This window comes from Nonomuraea sp. NPDC004354 (assembly GCF_053602555.1).
Window position 1 is genome coordinate 1 of sequence record NZ_JBSGDV010000021.1, and the last position, 16,975, is coordinate 16,975.

General features: G+C 72.8%; 14 protein-coding genes, 1 tRNA gene and 1 rRNA gene. 8 read left to right on the plus strand and 8 right to left on the minus strand.

Annotated features, from left to right (window positions below; translation table 11 throughout):
* A 5S ribosomal RNA gene (gene rrf / locus ACWENQ_RS38165) occupies positions 1–84 on the plus strand; the annotation flags it as partial.
* A gap of 200 nt (positions 85–284) precedes the next feature.
* Positions 285–1,532: a trypsin-like peptidase domain-containing protein gene (locus tag ACWENQ_RS38170; protein ID WP_452418616.1), complete on the plus strand. Its 1,248-nt coding sequence runs from the start codon at positions 285–287 to the stop codon at positions 1,530–1,532.
* A 403-nt stretch (positions 1,533–1,935) separates the two neighbouring features.
* On the opposite strand, the gene ACWENQ_RS38175 is transcribed toward ACWENQ_RS38170, so the two are convergent.
* Entirely contained in the window at positions 1,936–3,405 is a 1,470-nt protein-coding gene (locus ACWENQ_RS38175) for a phosphodiester glycosidase family protein (protein WP_452418617.1), read from the minus strand.
* Between the two features lie 209 nt (positions 3,406–3,614).
* Here ACWENQ_RS38175 and ACWENQ_RS38180 point away from each other — a divergent pair, with 209 nt between their 5' ends.
* Complete coding sequence (locus tag ACWENQ_RS38180; RefSeq protein WP_354922942.1) at positions 3,615–3,764, plus strand: hypothetical protein; 150 nt, start codon at positions 3,615–3,617, stop codon at positions 3,762–3,764.
* Positions 3,765–3,944: 180 nt separating this feature from the next.
* Positions 3,945–4,907 (plus strand): tryptophan--tRNA ligase, encoded by a 963-nt coding sequence (gene trpS, locus ACWENQ_RS38185; protein ID WP_452418618.1) that lies wholly within the window; start codon positions 3,945–3,947, stop codon positions 4,905–4,907.
* Between the two features lie 3 nt (positions 4,908–4,910).
* Here trpS and ACWENQ_RS38190 read toward each other — a convergent pair whose 3' ends face one another.
* Both ACWENQ_RS38190 and ACWENQ_RS38195 read right to left on the minus strand, forming a co-directional pair.
* A complete protein-coding gene (locus ACWENQ_RS38190; RefSeq protein WP_354922948.1) occupies positions 4,911–5,228 on the minus strand; it encodes a cupin domain-containing protein in 318 nt (105 codons plus the stop codon).
* Positions 5,225–6,841 (minus strand): PucR family transcriptional regulator, encoded by a 1,617-nt coding sequence (locus ACWENQ_RS38195; protein WP_449929103.1) that lies wholly within the window; start codon positions 6,839–6,841, stop codon positions 5,225–5,227. The genes ACWENQ_RS38190 and ACWENQ_RS38195 overlap by 4 nt, the downstream gene beginning before the upstream one ends.
* A gap of 441 nt (positions 6,842–7,282) precedes the next feature.
* On the opposite strand from ACWENQ_RS38195, the gene ACWENQ_RS38200 reads away from it, so the two are divergent.
* The gene (locus ACWENQ_RS38200) at positions 7,283–7,750 is read left to right on the plus strand and encodes a spore-associated protein A (protein WP_449929105.1); all 468 of its coding nucleotides are present in this window, start codon (positions 7,283–7,285) and stop codon (positions 7,748–7,750) included.
* A 308-nt stretch (positions 7,751–8,058) separates the two neighbouring features.
* Here the strand turns inward: ACWENQ_RS38200 and ACWENQ_RS38205 are convergent, their stop codons facing one another.
* From ACWENQ_RS38205 to selD, 4 genes are all read right to left on the minus strand, one after another.
* Positions 8,059–9,849, minus strand: a complete 1,791-nt coding sequence (locus tag ACWENQ_RS38205) for a BTAD domain-containing putative transcriptional regulator (RefSeq protein WP_452418620.1) — start codon at positions 9,847–9,849, stop codon at positions 8,059–8,061.
* Between the two features lie 121 nt (positions 9,850–9,970).
* The gene (locus ACWENQ_RS38210; protein WP_354922959.1) at positions 9,971–10,402 is read right to left on the minus strand and encodes a rhodanese-like domain-containing protein; all 432 of its coding nucleotides are present in this window, start codon (positions 10,400–10,402) and stop codon (positions 9,971–9,973) included.
* A 26-nt stretch (positions 10,403–10,428) separates the two neighbouring features.
* A tRNA-Sec gene (locus ACWENQ_RS38215) sits at positions 10,429–10,524 on the minus strand.
* A gap of 10 nt (positions 10,525–10,534) precedes the next feature.
* On the minus strand, positions 10,535–11,521 hold the full coding sequence (gene selD / locus ACWENQ_RS38220) for a selenide, water dikinase SelD (protein WP_449929109.1): 987 nt from the start codon (positions 11,519–11,521) through the stop codon (positions 10,535–10,537).
* A gap of 33 nt (positions 11,522–11,554) precedes the next feature.
* Here selD and selA point away from each other — a divergent pair, with 33 nt between their 5' ends.
* The gene (gene selA, locus ACWENQ_RS38225; protein ID WP_449929111.1) at positions 11,555–12,841 is read left to right on the plus strand and encodes an L-seryl-tRNA(Sec) selenium transferase; all 1,287 of its coding nucleotides are present in this window, start codon (positions 11,555–11,557) and stop codon (positions 12,839–12,841) included.
* The gene (locus tag ACWENQ_RS38230) at positions 12,832–14,700 is read left to right on the plus strand and encodes a SelB domain-containing protein (RefSeq protein ID WP_452418621.1); all 1,869 of its coding nucleotides are present in this window, start codon (positions 12,832–12,834) and stop codon (positions 14,698–14,700) included. The genes selA and ACWENQ_RS38230 overlap by 10 nt, the downstream gene beginning before the upstream one ends.
* Before the next feature lie 18 nt (positions 14,701–14,718).
* Here the strand turns inward: ACWENQ_RS38230 and ACWENQ_RS38235 are convergent, their stop codons facing one another.
* Positions 14,719–15,426 carry a TetR/AcrR family transcriptional regulator C-terminal domain-containing protein gene (locus tag ACWENQ_RS38235; protein WP_449929115.1) on the minus strand — a complete coding sequence of 236 codons (708 nt, stop codon included), beginning with the start codon at positions 15,424–15,426 and terminating at the stop codon, positions 14,719–14,721.
* Positions 15,427–15,481: 55 nt separating this feature from the next.
* On the opposite strand from ACWENQ_RS38235, the gene ACWENQ_RS38240 reads away from it, so the two are divergent.
* The gene (locus tag ACWENQ_RS38240) at positions 15,482–16,933 is read left to right on the plus strand and encodes an MFS transporter (protein WP_452418623.1); all 1,452 of its coding nucleotides are present in this window, start codon (positions 15,482–15,484) and stop codon (positions 16,931–16,933) included.
* The last annotated feature ends 42 nt before the right edge of the window (positions 16,934–16,975 follow it).

The window sequence follows — 16,975 nt, forward strand, 5'->3', positions numbered from 1 at the left end:
TACATTCCGAACCCGGAAGTTAAGCTTCTCTGCGCCGATGGTACTGCACTCGAAGGGGTGTGGGAGAGTAGGTCGCCGCCGCGCAATCTTTACAGAAAGGGCCATCCCGGTTGGGGTGGCCCTTTCTGCTTTTCCGGGCAGGTGTCGGCGTCGCCCCACGATGGAGGTTCGCAAGGCGGGCGAAACCGGGCTGAAAGCCGCTCGCCAGCGTCTCACCGCACCCTCCTCTCGAGAGCAACCGAGGGGCGGGACGAATGCGCACATCACTGGTAACAACGGCAGCCGTGGGGCTGGCACTGGTCGGCATGACCGCGCTGCAGGGAAGCGCGCTCGCCGAACCCGAACCCAGGGACGTCGCGGCCGGCACGAGGCTGACCGCGCAGACGAACCCGGCGGTCCAGCAGATCTCGATGTCCTACGTCGCGACGGTCGCGTTCCCCGAGCCGGTTCCGACGAAGGCCTTCGAGGCGCTCATGACGAAGGCCGAGCGGCACGCGAAGGCGGGCCGGATTCCCGCCGACCACCAGAGCCAGGTCAAATGGGTGCTCAGGACGGCGGCGCAGGACGTCGGCAGATACCTCCGGCCCGGCAAGGCCGTGCGGAAGGTCGCCGCGTCGGTCGACAGCGTCTGCACCGGCTGGTGGATCACGCCCGACGGCTACATGGTGACCGGCGCGCACTGTGTCAGCACCGGGAAGGCCGAGCTACGGCAGGGGTTCGCCGACAAGACGCTGCCTCCGGTCGTCAACGGTGAGGTGCGCGGCTTCCTCAAGAGCGTCTCCGGTCTCGCGCAGCCCGATGACGGAATGGCGAAGCTCGCCCGGAAGATGTTCACCGCCTACGAGCGCAACACGATGCGGGTACTGCGTGTCAGGAAACAGCTCAGCGTCACGATGCACGACGGCAGGGGCAGGATCACCGCGCAGCCGCTCAACCTGGTCACCAAGGGAGACGACTGGCCGGGTGAGGATTTCGCGCTGGTGAAGATGGCGGGGGCCCGCGCCCTGCCGACCGTGCCGCTGGGCCGCGACGGCGACGTCAGGGTGGGCGACTACGTCTACCTCAGCGGCTTCCCCGTCATCACGCTGGCCAGCGAGGCCCTGGACCGCCGGTCGAAGCTGTACCCGTCGGTGACCGAGGGCGCCTACAACGTCAGGCGCACCAGCGCGCGGGGCGTGCCGTACCTGCAGGTGCAGGCGCCGGCGTACCCGGGCAACTCGGGAGGTCCCGTGTTCGACAAGGACGGCCGGGTGGTCGGGATGACCATCGCGGTGGCGACGACGCTGGACGGGGAGCTCACCGAGGCCGCCACGTTCGTGCTGCCGGTGAGCGTCATCAAGAAGCGGTTGCGGGCCGCGGGGGTGACGCCCGTCGTCTCGGAGACGTCGCGGGTCTACAGCGCTGCGCTGGAGGACTACTTCGCCGGGCACTACGAGGAGGCGCTGGACGGCTTCCGCCGCGTCCGGAAGCTGTACCCGGCTCACCCCTACGTGGGGGCATTCATCACGGACGCGAAGAACGCCCGGCACTGACGGCCGAACGGCCCGCACCCCATCACGGAGGGCGGCCGGACCGGACGGAAGGCCCGCGCCCCCATCACGGAGGCGTGGGTCTTCCCATGGTCAGCAGGAGCCGGACAGCCTCCCGAGACAGCATGCGGTATCTCGACCGCGTGGATCTCCCGGTGCACGTGAGGACGCGGGCTCCGGTTGCCATGGGCCTCCGCACCGCACCGCGCCGCCCGAGGACGCGGTCGGCGACCGTTCGGTCCCGGGTCACGGACGGGTGCGGGCTCGGGTCCCTGTGAACCTTCGCCCAGCCCCGCCCGAGGGCGCGGTCGGCGACCGGTCGGTTTCGGGTCACGGAAGGACGCGGGCTGCGGCCAGGTGCGTCCTCCCGTGCCGCGGGGCGATGCGGGAGCCGTCGTCCCGGGTGTTACGGGAGGATCAGGAGCGCGTCTCCGACCGGGCGTTCCCTGCCGTCCGACGGCTTGTTGACGACCTTGCCGCCCACCATCATCGCCGTGGACCCGCCGCCGTCGAGGTTGATCGCCTGGACGGCGCCCAGCCACTTCATCAGCTGCGCCGCCTCGATCATGTTCGCGCCGACCGTGATGCCCGGCTTGCGCCCGTCGACTGTGGCCAGGACCAGGCCGCCCGAGCGGGTGACGCCGGCAAGTGTGCGCGGGTGCCGGCGCAGGATCATGTTGACCGAGTCGTGGCCGTCGCGCTTGGCCGTGACCCTGATGCGGCCGTTGCGGATGAGGCCGACGCCGCCGCCGATGACGCTCACGTCAGGCGTGAGCACGATCCTGCGTCCGGTGCGCTCGTCGATCACCTGGGTGTCGACGGTGACCGTCCAGCTCTCCCACGCGTGCTCCCACAGCCAGTCGGCCGCGGTGCCCGTGCCGTGCAGGATCCGCGCCCCGGCCGGTACGGCACCGCCGGCCTGGCGCAGCGCGGTGACCTTGCCGGAGGCGTCGATGACGGCCTCGGCGCCGCCGTCGGCGGGGGTCTTGACGCCGTACTCCTCGGTGTAGAGGACCAGCTCGTTGGCGGCGGGCAGCCGGTTGACGCCGTTGACGTCGAGGCGTTGGCCGTCCTGGGAGACGGCCACGACGCTGGTCTTGAGCTCGGTGATGCGGGCCGTGCGCCCCTTGAGGATGAGGGCGGAGCGGCCGGGGACAGCTTCGCTGAGCAGGCGGCCGCGGACCACGGAGATGCCGACGGGCTCGCCGCGCAGGGCGGGAGAGGTGTGGATGTTGAAGAAGCCGCCGTTGACGGCGGCGATCGCCTTCTGCGCCTTGGCCATCGACGAGGTGGTCTCGCGCTTGGCGACGCTGGTGCCGAGGCTGGCGGCGTAGGAGCCGCGGAAGCCGCGCGGGTCGATGGTCAGGACCTGCATCTCCCACGGGCCGGTGGTCTTCACGCCGTCGTCGCCGAGGTAGTCGGCGCGGGCCTTGACGCCCGCGTCGGACAGCTCCTTGGCGGCCTTGTCGGCCTTGGCCTTGTCCTTGAAGGGCCACAGGCCCACGCGGACCATGTAGATCTCCTCCGCGGGGTCGTCGGACACCGCTGGCCTGATGACCTTCTGGACGCTGGCGGTCTGCCCGGCGGCTTCGACCTCGGCGGCCTTGGCTTCGGCGTTCTCGCGGGTGCCGTAGTCGCGGCCGTTCGGCATGAGCACGGTGACGGTGTAGCCGTCGCCTGCGGTGCCGGTCGAGACGCCGTACAGATCGATGCCGCTGGTGACGGTCTTCTGCGTCTTCGTCGGAACGCCGCGTTCGCCGAGGGGGAACCTCGCCGAGGGGAAGGGCGCCGATACCTCCTGTGCGATGACGGGCACCGCGGAGGTGACCGTGAGAGCGGCGGCCATGGCCAGGCCGACGATGGCGCGTCGAGACATGAAAACTCCCCGTAGATCAAAGACAAGCCGGTCCATCCTGGCGAGATCAACTACGGAGAGGGGGCGAAACACGCGAATCAGTTGAAGACAGTTATCCAATTGACACGACAATGCCGGATTCGGCTGCGGAAAGTGACCACTCGGCGTTACCTTTCGGTAGGCCGCACATCAAGGTTTCGCGCGGCACACCATCCCGAGAGGCAGCCGACATGGGGCTGAGCATCCTCCTTGTGATCATCGCGAGCGTGGTGCTGGGGTTCGTCCTCGGCGCGTTCGTGGCGCGTCCCCGCCGGTGGGACCTGTACATCTGCGCGGACGAGACGATCCATGCCGCAGTGACGCGGGATCACCGCGGGTGACCGGACCGGGCGCAAGCCGTGCGGCACCTGGGGCCGGTACGGCTTGCGCCCTATAATGGGGTCATGACTATCAGCATGTGGTGGCGGCCGTTCGACGGCCACTGACCTCCGCATGCGCAAGGGCCGTCCTCGGGCGGCCTTTCGTGGTGTCTGGGGACGCTTTCTCGAAAAGGACCCAAAATGCACCACACCGTACTAACAGGTGACAGGCCGACCGGCGCGCTCCATCTCGGGCACTATTTCGGCACGCTGGCCAACCGGGTGAAGCTGCAGGACGTGCACGAGATGTTCGTGCTGGTCGCCGACTATCAGGTGATCACCGACAGGGACCTGCCGGGTGCGATCCAGGCCAACATCGACGATCTCCTTCTCGACTATCTCGCCGTCGGCCTCGACCCCCGCAAGGTGACGATCTTCCAGCACAGCGCCGTCCCCGAGCTGAACCAGCTGCTGTTGCCGTTCCTGTCGCTGGTCAGCATGGCGGAGCTGCAGCGGAACCCGACGGTGAAGGACGAGATCGCGCACAGCTCGCAGAGCGCGGTCAGCGGCCTGATGTTCACCTATCCCGTCCACCAGGCCGCCGACATCCTGTTCTGCAAGGGCACGCTCGTGCCCGTCGGCAAGGACCAGCTGCCCCACGTCGAGGTGACCAGGCTGGTCGCGCGCCGCTTCAACGAGCGCTACGGCCCGGTCTTCCCCGTGCCCGAGGCGATGATGGGCGCCGCGCCGCTGCTCAACGGCCTGGACGGCGGCAAGATGAGCAAGTCGAGAGGCAACGCGATCGCGCTGAAGGACACCGAGGACCAGACCGCGGCGCTGATCCGCGCGGCCCGCACCGACTCCGACCGCCACATCACCTACGACCCTGAGGGGCGCCCTGAGGTCGCCAACCTCCTGCGGCTGGCGGGCCTCTGCCTCGGCCGCGCCCCCGGCGAGATCGCCGAGGAGATCGGGTACGGCGGCGCGGCACAGCTGAAGCGGGTGCTGACCGAGGCGGTCAACGAGTTCCTCCGCCCGATCCGGGCGCGCAGGAACGCCGTGGACGTGGCTGATGCGCGCCAGGTGCTGGGCGAGGGGAACGCGCGCGCGAGGGAGCGGGCCGTCGAGACGCTGGAGGAGGTGCGGAAGGCGATGGGCTTCTAGCGGTCAGTGCGCCTGGTAGACCTTGCGCAGCGTCTCGTGGACGGTCCAGGTGGTCTTCGCCCCCTCGGGCAGGAGGCAGACGTCGCCTGGGCCGACCTCGACGCTCTCGCCGCCCTCGACGTCGATCGTGGCCCGGCCCGACAGGACCACGAAGATCTCGTCGCGCTCCACGTCGGTCACCACGCCGGGGGTGATCTCCCAGATGCCGCGCCCCTCGTCCAGCTCGGCCACCGAGGTGACGGGCGTGCCGGAGACGATCTGCGCGGGGTCGAGCGGGTCGGGGTCGAGCGGGACGTCGGCGACGTGCATGACGCGGATCAACGGTTCTCCCTACGGAAGGATTCGAGGGCCAGCAGGGCCACGTGGAGCGAGAGGCACGACTCGACGTCGTCCAGGTCGGTGTCGAGGATGCGCTCGAGGCGGCGCAACCGGTCGTAGAAGGCCGGGCGCGACAGGTGCGCCTTCTGGGCGGCGACCGCCTTGTTGCGGCCGGCGTCCAGGTAGATGCGCAGGATCCGGGTGAGGTCGCCGCCGCGCTGGGCGTCGTGCGCCAGCAGCGGGCCGAGCTCGCGCTCGGCGAACGTCTGGATCCTCGCGTCGTCGCGCAGCAGGTGGAGCAGGCCGCGCAGGCGCAGGTCGGGCAGGCGGTAGTAGGCCCGGCCGTCCGGCTGGCGGACCGCCACGTCGGCGACCTGCTCGGCCTCGAGGAAGCTGCGCCGTACGTCGCGGATGGACTCCACCGCCGAGCCCGCGGCGAGCACGAACGCCGAGCCCGGCTTCCACAGGGCGCGCAGCCGCTCGGCGAGCGCGGTCAGGGCGGGCTCGACCGCCGTGCGGGGCGGCAGCGGAAGCAGCACGCCGACGCGGTCCTGGTCGAGCGCGCCCACGAGCGCGGGCAGCTTGGCGTCGCGGCAGACGGCCGCGGTGGCCTCGGCCAGCTCGCCGAGCTGCGCCTGGCCGTCGATCGCCTGGTCGAAGGGCTCGACGAGGCGCAGGACGACACTGACGAGCTTGCGTCCGGTGAGCGGCACGCCGACCGCGCGGGCGCGGGCGGCGGCCTCCTCGGGGTCGGCGTAGGCGTGGGTGAGGATGCCGGTGATGATCGTGCCGTGCGCCTGCCGTTCGAGGGACTCCTGATGGCGTTCCAGTAACCTGCCCAGCGCCAGGGTGGTGGCGGCGCGCTCGGCCAGCACCATCTCGCGCGGGCCCGGCTGCGCGTCACAGATGAGGATGAGCCGTCCCCAGTCCTGCCCGCGGGCGCCGACCGTGGTCACCAGCCAGCCGGCGGCGGGGTCGTAGGCGGTGCGGTCCTGCGGGGAGACCGCGCGTGACCTGGTCTCCCAGCCGGCCAGCAGCGCGCCCGTGTCGCGGCCCGCCGACTCGCAGGCCAGCACCTGGTGGGCGAGGTTCTCCAGCAGCACCGGCCGGCCGGACAGCCTGGCAACCTGGGCCAGGACCTCGGCGGGCGAGGCGCCCTCGACCGACAGCTCGGTGAAGACCTCGTGCAGCTGCTCGGAGGCGCGCAGCTCCTCCAGCTGGATGTCGATGATCCTGGCGTGCACCGACTCGGTGATCTGCACGAACGGCGTCTCGCGGGCCAGCACGATCAAGGGGAAACCGTGGTCCTCGGCCGCCTTGACCACCGCGCGGGGCAGCTCGCGCACGAACCTGCGGCCCAGCTCCACGACCAGGCCCGCCGCGCCGACCGCGGACAGCTCGCCGATGTAGGCGGCCAGCTTCTCGGGGTCCTCGGGCAGGGCGACCCCCGTGGTGAGGACCAGCTCGCCGCCACGCAACAGGTGTGCGATGTCGGCGATCTCGCCGACGTGCACCCACCGCACCTTGCTGTCGAGCCGGTCCGCGCCCGCGACCACGCGGGGGTTGCCCCTGCGAACGGTCTCCAGGGCCAGGACGTCGGCGATTGTGGGCAGCACGCGTGGAGCTTATCCGATCAGGATGTAATTGAGGGCATTCACCCGCTTACAGCCTGTCGATGATTTGTCGATGAATATCGTGATCGAGGAGCGCTGTCCACGAGGGGTTCGACGTCCCCAGGTCCACCGTCTGTGCGGCGACCACCACGATGAGCACCCAGGAGGTCCCCGGCCATCGGGACGGCCTGCCCGTCCGGGCCCCGGCCGGTCGTACGGTCCCGGCGACCTCCGGCCACAACGCCTGCCGTACCGGCCGGGCGGCAGGAGCTGGGCAAGGAAAGTGCGCCCTCGTCGGCTTTCTGTGCCATTTCCGGTGCCTGTCCATGTCGGTCGATGCGCCGATCGTCCGGTTCGGGGATCTTGACCCGTCCCGGTGCCGCGCAAGATCGTCAACGGCGACGGCCGACACGCGGCCACCGTCCCGGAAGGTGCGTGAACCCCATGCCCAGAATCTCGCGAGTCCTGGCGCCCGCGGCGCTGGCCGCGTTGCTGCTGCACACCGCCCCCGCCGCCGCCGACACCGCGCCCGCCGGCCAGTCCTCCGCCGGCGTCGTCGCCGCGGCGACGCCCGAGAGCGTGTGCGGCACCGGCTACCGGATCATCGACTCGATCCCGATCTCCACCCCCAGGCTCTGGGCGACGGTCTACCTGCTCTACAACGGCGGCAACGGCTACAACTGCGTGGTCACCTGGAAGAACGCCAACGTGGGCGTGCGCACCTACACCGAGGCGCGGATCCAGGTACAGGGGTCGAGCACCATCTACCGCAACGGCGGCGACTTCACCACCTACGCGGGCCCGGTCCGGGTCCAGGCGGCGGGCAAGTGCGTCCAGTTCGGCGGTGTCGCCTCCGACGCGCCCGGCGGCCAGCGCTTCCAGTCGCTGAGCCCGTGGGGTCACTGCGGCTGACCGATCCGGGCTCGCCGGTCGAGGCGCTGATCGACGGGCCTCGCCCGCACCCGGGCATCGGGCGGATGATCGCCCGCCGTGAGCGCGGCGAGGCCGCCGCCCGCGCGAGGGCGAGCGGCCACCTCCCTGGTGCCGCCGCGCTCTCGCGTGGGATGGTGGCCTCCGGGTCCGGGTGCCGTCGCGACTCTCCCGTGGGGTGGTGGCCTCCGGGTCCGGGTGCCGTCGCGTTCTCGCGTGCTCGGCACCTCCCGGTCCGGGTCGTCGCACGCTCATCACGCAGAGCGGCGGGCGCCGCGCGGCGGCGGCGCTCACCGGGCGCGGGCGGGCAGGCGCGCCATCGAGAGCCTGCCGATCTTCTGCCGGTAGCGGCGCAGCACCATCGCGCGCACGGGAACGAGCAGCCGGTAGCGGCGGCCAGTGGCGCTCTCGAACGGCAGCACGCAGCCACGGTCCACCAGCGCGGCCAGCACCCCCGGCACGCTCGCGGCGTCCAGCGGCGGTTCGGCGCACTCGCCCATCGCGCAGGGGAGCCCGAAGTCGCCGGGAAAGGCGGCCACCCTGAGCAGCAGCACCCGTTGCAGGCTCGACAGTCCCTGCCAGAGCTGGTCGAGCCCTTCGGCGAAGCGGGCCGCGGCCGGGTTCACGTCGTCGATGAGCGCGCCCAGGTCGTGCTCGGCCTGCTCGGCCAGCACCCGCAGCGGAAAGGCGCGCGTCAGCGAGGCCAGGCTCTCGATGACGGCGGGCACCCCGTCGGCCAGCGCGCCCAGCCGACGCAGCCACGGCAGGTCGTCGGGGCCGAAGTCCAGTCCCGGTACGGCCTCGGCGGCCCTGGCCCGCAGCAGTCGCTCGGCCGCCTCGGCCTCCAGCGGCCCCAGGCTCCAGATGACCTCACCCGACACGCCGAGGGGCCGTCGCGCCGTGACCAGGACGGTGAGGTCGGGTCTGGCCGCCGTCAGCCGCTCGACGGCGGCGCGCACCTCACCCATCCGCTCGTCGCAGCCGTCGGCGACGAGCAGCGCGGGCCCCGCGCCAGGGGGCGGTGCCAGCGGCTCGTGCGGCCGTGCGAGCCGTACGCCGCAGGGAAAGTGACCGGACACCCGCACGGCCAGCTCCGCGCACAGCCGTGACTTGCCGATCCCCGGCGGGCCGATCACGGTGACCAGCCGCCGCCGGCGTACGAGGGCGGCCAGCCCCGTGTGGTCGCGCTCCCTGCCGACGAGCCGGGCCCGTGCCCCTGGGCCCTGATCCTCGTCCTCCCCGTGTCCCCCGCTGTCCCCGTGGTCCCCGCGGTCCCCGTCTTCTCTGTGGTGCCCGTCCGCCGGGCGGGCGGTCTCACCCGTGCCGCCGCTCCTGCCCTGGGTCCCGTCCGGCGGGTCGCTTCCGGTGAGGGCGCGCAGGTGGGACTGGCGTAACAGCGTGCCGGGCTCGATGCCGAGCTCCACCGCCAGGCGCCGCCTGATCCGGTCGAACGTCACCGCCGCGGCCCCCTGCTGTCCGGTGGCGACCAGCCCGTCGATCAGGATCGCGTGCGCCTCCTCGTCCAGCGAGTCGGCCCGGCACAGCCGTTCCACCAGGTCGATGGCCAGCTGTGGCCGCCCCTCGTCGAGCGCCGTCCTGGCCGCGCGTCTGGTGACGGTGTCCTGCTCGGCCAGCAACGACTCGATGATGCGGCTGTCGGCGCGCCGTTCGGGAACGTTGGCGAAGGGGCGCCCGCGCCACAGCGCGAGGGCGGCCGTGAGCGTCTCGCTCGTCGCGTCCGTCCTGGCGACCTCGTGGCGGAACACCTCCAGATCGGTGCGTCCGCCGTTCAGGTCGAGGTGGTAACCGTCCGAGCCGGTGACCACACACAGCCGGGTCTCGCCCGACGCGCTCAGCCAGGCGCGCAGCCTGCAGACGGCCAGATGGAGGGCGCCCTTGGGGTCGCGGGGCGGCTGGTCCTGCCACACGACCCTGATGATCTCGGCCGACGGCACCGGCGTTCCCGCCGAGACTGCCAGCAGACCGAGCAACGCCCGCAGCAACGGGGCGGACGGCGTGAGCACCACGTCGTCGCGGATCAGTCCGGCGGCCCCCAGCACGCCGACCGATGCGTGGTTCATTCCGGTCCGACTTCGCGAACCTGATCAACGTTCATGTCGCTGATCGTGGGACAGGGTGCTTTCCTCGACCTTTCCTCGGCCTTTCGCCCCGCGCCGGGCGGTGGCCGTCTGTGCTCGCGGCTCACCGGACCGGCACCGGGCCCTCGCCGGGGCCCCTCGGCCTGACCGGCACGACGGGGCGGCGGACCGGCAGTCCCGCCTCGATCCACGCCTGGAAGCCCCCGATCACGTCGGTGGCCAGGGACAACCCGATCTCGCGCAGGCTCGCGGCGGCGAGGGTGGAGGAGTAGCCCTCGTCGCACAGCACGATCCACCGCAGGCCGGGTAAGGCGGCCTCGGGGATGCGGGCCGCGCTTCGCGGGTCGAGCCGCCACTCCAGGTGGTTGCGCTCGATCACGATGGCGCCCGGAGCCTCGCCGTCCCTGCGCCGCTGCCACTCGGGACGGGTGTCGGCGAGCAGGCCGTCGCCGGCGCGGGTCAACGCCCATGCCTGCTCGGGGGTCAGCCGCGCAAGCCCGGTACGGGCACGCAGCAGCAGATCGTCGATGCTCACGACGCTCCACAGGAAGGGGGAGGGGTTGGCGGAGGCGGACGGGAATCGAACCCGCCGCGCCGAGATACTCGGCGCCACCGGTTTTGAAGACCGGGAGGGCCACCAGGCACCTGGTCGCCTCCACTCAGCACCCTAGCGGATCATGATCGTGGCGTCTCCCGCCTCCACCAATTCGCCGATCACCGGGGCGCCCGGGATCTCTCCCGCGACCAGCAGCCCGCCGGAGGTCTGCGCGTCGGCCAGCAGCAACAGCGTCTCCTCCGCGGCCGTGCCCGCGTCGAGACGCGGGGCCACCCACTCCAGGTTGCGCCGCGACCCGCCCGGCACGTACCCGTCGCGGACCGCCTCCCGCGCGCCCGCCAGCACCGGTACGGCGGCGGCGTCGACGACCGCGCTCAGCCCCGACGCCCTGGCCATCTTGAACAGGTGCCCCAGCAGCCCGAACCCGGTCACGTCGGTGGCGCAGGTGACGCCCGCGTCGAGCGCCGCCCGCGAGGCCTCGGCGTTGAGCGTCGTCATGATCTCGACCGCCTCGGCGAACACCTCGCCCGTGGCCTTGTGCCGGTTGTTGAGCACGCCGAGACCGAGCGGCTTGGTCAGCGACAGCGGCGCGCCGGCCTTGCCCGCGTCGTTGCGCATCAGCCGGTCGGGGTCGGCCAGCCCGGTCACGGCCATGCCGTACTTGGGCTCGACGTCGGTCACGCTGTGCCCGCCAGCCAGATGGCAGCCGGCCCGCGCGGCGACCTCCGCACCGCCGCGCAGCACCTCCCTGGCCAGCTCGTACGGCAGGCGCTCGCGCGGCCAGCACAGCAGGTTGAGCGCCACCACGGGCCGCCCGCCCATGGCGTACACGTCCGAGAGCGCGTTGGCCGCCGCGATCCGCCCCCAGTCGTAGGGGTCGTCGACCACGGGGGTGAAGAAGTCGGCGGTGCTCACGACCGCCGTGCCGCCCTCGATCCTGACGACCGCGGCGTCGTCGCCGGTCTCCAGGCCGACGACCAGTTCGCCGAGCGGATCGGTGGGCGTCACGCCGAACCCGGTCAGCACCTCCTCCAGCTCACCGGCCGGGATCTTGCACGCACAGCCACCGCCCTGGGCGAATTGCGTCAATCTCACCATGATCAGACTCTAGAGGCATCTATCTTGATCGACATGACCGATCCGCGGCGATTCATCCCACGAACGGATGCCGTGCTCGCCGACCCTCGGCTCCATGAGGCCACGGTACGGCTGGGCCGTACCCGGGTGAAAGCCGCCGTCGCCGAGGCGCAGCGGCGCGCCAGGCAAGGTGACATCGCGCCCGGCGAGGTGGTGGCGGCGGTCCTCGACGAGCTGAGCGGGTCGGGTCCGCGCAGGGTCGTCAACGCCACCGGCGTGCTCCTGCACACCAACCTCGGCAGGGCGCCGCTGTCACCGGCGGCGATCGAGGCCGTGCGGGCCGCCGCCGGCACCACCGACGTGGAGCTGGACCTGGCCACCGGACGCAGGGGACGGCGGGGCAGGGGCGCCTTGGCGGCGCTGGCCAGGGCGGTCCCCGAGGCCGGCGCCGTGCACGTGGTCAACAACAACGCCGCGGCGCTCGTGCTGGCGGCCACGGCGCTGGCCCAGGGGCGCGAGATCGTGGTCAGCAGGGGCGAGCTCGTCGAGATCGGCGACGGTTTCCGGCTGCCCGACCTGCTCGCCTCGACCGGGGCGCGGCTGCGCGAGGTGGGCACCACCAACAGGACGCGCGTCGCCGACTACGCCGACGCCGTCGGCCCCGACACCGGGTTCGTGCTGAAGGTGCACCCGTCCAACTACCGCATCGAGGGTTTCACGGCGACACCGGAGATCGCCGAGCTGGCCGGGCTCGGCGTGCCGCTGGTCGCCGACGCGGGGTCCGGGCTGCTGCGGCCCGAGCCCGCGCTGCCCGGCGAGCCCGACGCGGCCACCTGGCTCGCGCAGGGCGCCGACCTGGTCACCGCCAGCGGCGACAAGCTGCTCGGCGGCCCGCAGTGCGGCCTGCTGCTGGGCCGGGCCGACCTGATCGACCGGCTGCGCCGCCACCCGCTGGCCCGCGCGCTGCGGGTGGACAAGCTCACGCTCGCCGCGCTCGAGGCCACGGTCGAGGGGCCGCCGCCGCCGACGGCGCTGGCCCTGCACGCCGACCCCGCCGACCTGCTGGCCAGGGCCACGACGCTCGCCGTACGGCTGGCCGGCAAGGGGCTGGCGGCCGAGGCCGTGACCAGCGTGGCCCGCGTCGGCGGCGGCGGCGCGCCCGGCGTCGAGCTGCCGAGCGCCGCCGTCGCCCTGGACGAGTGGCTCGCCGAGCCGCTGCGGCTGGGCGAGCCGCCCGTCCTCGGCCGCGTCGAGCGCGGGCGCTGCCTGCTCGACCTGCGGGCGCTGGCCCCTGACGACGACCGGATCCTGTTCGACGCGGTGGTGGACGCATGCGGGTGATCGCCACCGCGGGACACGTCGACCACGGCAAGTCCACGCTGCTGCGCGCGTTGACCGGGATGGAGCCCGACCGCTGGGAGGAGGAGCGCCGGCGCGGGCTGACCATCGACCTCGGTTTCGTGTGGACCGGCGACCTCGCCTTCGTCGACGTGCCGGGCCACGAGCGCTTCCTGACCAACATGCTGGCAGGCGTGGGCCCGGTGCCCGCCGTGCTGTTCGTCGTGGCGGCCGACGAGGGCTGGCGGGTGCAGTCGCAGGAGCACCTCGACGCCGTCACCGCGCTGGGCATCGCGCACGGGGTGCTCGCGATCACCAGGGCTGACCTGGCCGACCCGGCGGCGGCGCTGGCCGAGGCGCGGGCCGGCCTCGAGGGCACCACGCTGGAGGGCGTCCCGGCGGTGGCCGTCAGCGCCCGCACCGGCGCGGGCATGCCGGAGCTGCGCGCCGCCCTCGCGGCGCTGGCGGCGGCGCTGCCCGACCCCGATCCGGCGTCCGACGTGCGGCTGTGGATCGACAGGGTGTTCACGATCTCGGGACGGGGCACCGTCGTCACCGGCACGCTCGGCGCGGGCCGGCTGGCGACCGGCGACACCCTGCGGGCCGGCGGCCGGACCCTGCGGGTGCGCGGCCTGCACAGCCTCGGGCAGGCGTGCGACGAGATCACCGGGCCCGCCCGGGTGGCGGTCAACGTGCGCGGCGCCGCCGCCGACGGTCTGCGGCGCGGCGACGTGCTGGTCACGCCGGGCCGCTGGCTGCCCACCGCGGTCCTGGACGTACGGCTGACGCCGCCGGGGGACACGCCGCGACGACCGCCCCGCCAGGCGGTGTGGCACATCGGATCGGCCGGCGTGCCGGCCACCGTCAGACGGCTGGGGGACGACACGGCCAGGATCGTCCTGGCGCAGTCGCTGCCGCTGCGGATCGGCGACCGGGCCCTGCTGCGCGACCCCGGCAGCCGCCACCTGTGGGGGGCCACGGTCCTCGACGTCCGGCCGCCGGAGCTGCGGCGCCGCGGCGCGGCCGGACAGCGGGCGGCCGAGCTCGCGGCCATGGACGGCCGCGCCGACCTCGCCGCCGAGCTGGCCAGGCGCGCTCTGGCCCGGCGTGACGACCTGGCCGCCATGGGCGTGCCCGGCACCGGCACCCCCGGCATCGGCACCGGCACCCCCGGCATCGGCACCGGCACCGGCACCCCCGCCGACGGCGCCCCCCGCACCGGCACCTCCGGCGCCGACGACCCCGGCGGGGCGGTGGTCGTGGGTGAGTGGCTGGTGGACCCCGCCGCGTGGGCGGCCTGGCGGGACCGGCTGGCCGGGCTCGTCGAGGCGCGGGCCGCGCGCGATCCGCTGGACCCGGGGCTGCCCGTGGAGGCGGCCCGGCAGGCCCTCGGGCTGCCCGACAGGGCGCTGGTGGACGCGCTCGCCGCGCCCCTGCGGCTGAAGAGGGAACGGGGACGGCTGCTGCCGCCGACGGCGGCGCTCCCACCCGCCACCGAGCGGGCGGTCCGCGCGCTGGAGGCCGGATGGGCGGCCGAGCCCTTCGCCGCTCCCGACAGCGACCGGCTGGCCGCCCTCGGCCTGGACGCCCGCGCTCTGGCCGCGGCCGAGGCCGCCGGGCGGCTCACGCGCCTGGCGCCGGGCGTCGTCCTGCCGCCCGACGCCGCCGGACGGGCGGTCGCCGTACTCGCCACCCTGCCCCGCACGTTCACCACGGCGCAGGCCAGGCAGGCGCTCGGCACCTCCCGCCGCGTCGCGATCCCGCTGCTGGAGAGCCTCGACGCGGCGGGGGTCACCCGCAGGGCGTCGGACGGCGAGCGGGAACTCGTGCGGTCCGCACGGCGGCCGGAGGTCGCCGGCTGACCGGTTCGGGCCGCACGATCAGGCGCCGAGCCGCCGCTCCAGGCCGTCGAGCACGCACAGCAGGCCGAAGTCGAAGTTCACCGCGCGGAGGGTGCGCTCGTCGTGCCGGGCGTACTCGTCGGCACGGGCGATGAGTTCGGGATAGCCGGCCGCCGCCTTCCGCACGACCTCCCGCATGCTCTCGGCGTCGTAGGAACCGGACTGCGACAAGGCCTGCCAGGCGACCTCGGGGATGGTCGCGCCCATCACGTACGCGGTGATCGCCGAGCCCGCGTAGTCCTGGTCCATCCCACGGAACCCGGCGAGCCTGAGCGCCGTGCGCAGCATGTCGCCCGCGCGCAGTGACTTGGGGCCGATCGCGGGCATCCGGCCGATCAGGTTCCCGGCCCACGGGTGCGACAGGATCGCCTGCCGGACGCCGTGCGCGAAGGCGGAGGCGGCGTCCTTCCAGCCCACCACCTCGACGTCGAGGTCCGGGACCTCGCCCCAGATCTCGTCGAAGGCCAGCTCGAGCAGTTCGTCCTTGTTGGCCACGTGCCAGTAGAGGCTGGTGGCCCCCGCGCCCAGCTTGGCGCCGAGCTTGCGCATGCTCAGCGCGTCGAGACCGTCGGCGTCGAGCAGTTCCAGGGCGGCCTTGACGATCTGCTCGCGGGTGAGCCCCTGGCCCTGGGGTCTGCTCTGCCGGGGTTCGCGGGCCCACACCGAGGTGAACTGCTTGGTGGTCACGCCCTCAGCATAAAACGACTCGCACACTGTACGAGTCTTGTCGTACGGTGTGCGAGTGAACTCGAACGCTGTACGAGACCCGCGACGCTGGTGGTCTCTCGTCGTCCTGTGCCTTGCCCTCCTGCCGCTGGTCGTGGACAGCACCGTGCTCAACGTGGCGATCCCGACCCTCATGCGGGACCTCGGGGCCAGCCCCTCGGAGATCCAGTGGATCCTCGACTCCTACGTGCTCGTCTTCGCGGGCCTGCTGCTGACCACCGGAAGCCTGTCCGACCGGTACGGCAGGCGCCGCTTCCTCATCATCGGCCTGGCCGTCTTCGGCGGCGCCTCGCTCCTCGCCGTCCTGGCCGCCGAACCGTGGCAGCTCATCGCCGCCCGAGGGCTGATGGGGGTGGGCGGCGCCATCCTCATGCCCTCCACCCTGTCCATCCTGATCACCACCTTCGACGCCGACGAGCGGCGCAAGGCGATGGCCGCGTGGAGCGCCGTCGCGATGCTCGGCGTGATCGCGGGCCCGATCGTGGGCGGCCTCATCATCGCGAACTACTGGTGGGGCTCGGTCTTCCTGCTCAACGCCCCCATCGCGGTGATCGGCATCATCGCCGCCGTCGTCCTCATGCCCGAGACGCGCGGTCCTGCGCGCAGGCTGGACCCGCTGGGCGTCGTGCTGTCGGTCGTCGGGCTGTTCTCGCTGGTCTACGTCGTCATCGAGCGCACGTGGAACCCCGTGATGATCGCCCTGGCCGTGCTGAGCCTGGGCGGCTTCATGCTGTGGGAGCGCAGGTCGGACAGCCCGATGCTGCCGCTCGGCCTGTTCGGGAACCGCAACTTCAGCGGGTCGTCGTTCTCGATCCTGCTGATGTCGTTCGGCTCCGGCGCGGTGATGCTGATGCTCACCCAGTACCTGCAGTTCGTCCTCCAGTACGGCACCGCGCAGCTCGGCGTGGCGCTGCTGCCGTACGCGATCTCGGCGGCCGTCTTCAACGGTGTCGGGGCCGGGCTCGGCCAGAAGGTCGGCAACCGGACGCTGATCGTCACCGGCATGCTGGTGATGGGGCTGTCGTTCGTGGTGATGGCGATGGGCGGCGGCTACTGGTCGATGTTCGCGGCCTTCGTGATCATGGGCGCGGGCGGCGGGATCGCGGGGCCCGCGGCGTACGCGACGCTCATGGGCGCGGTGCCGGTGGAGCACGCCGGTGTCGGTTCGGCGCTGAACGACACCATCCAGCAGGTGGGCATGGCCCTCAGCATCGCCGCCCTGGGCAGCGTGCTGGCGGGGGTGTACACCTCGTCGATGCCCGAGTCGGCGCCCGCCGCGGCGCGGGAGTCGATCGCCCAGGCGGTACAGCTGTCCCCCGAGATCGCCGCGGCCGGCAGGGAGGCGTTCAGCGCGGCGATGACCACGGGCGCCTGGATCGGTGCGGCGTCGTGCCTGGCGGCCGCCCTCCTCGCCCTGGCGGTGCTGCGCCCGGCGGCGCCGGTCGCGCCCGTCCCCGTCGAGGTCTGACCCGCCGTGCTCGCCGGCCGCGGGGAGGGGCCGGGTCCCCGT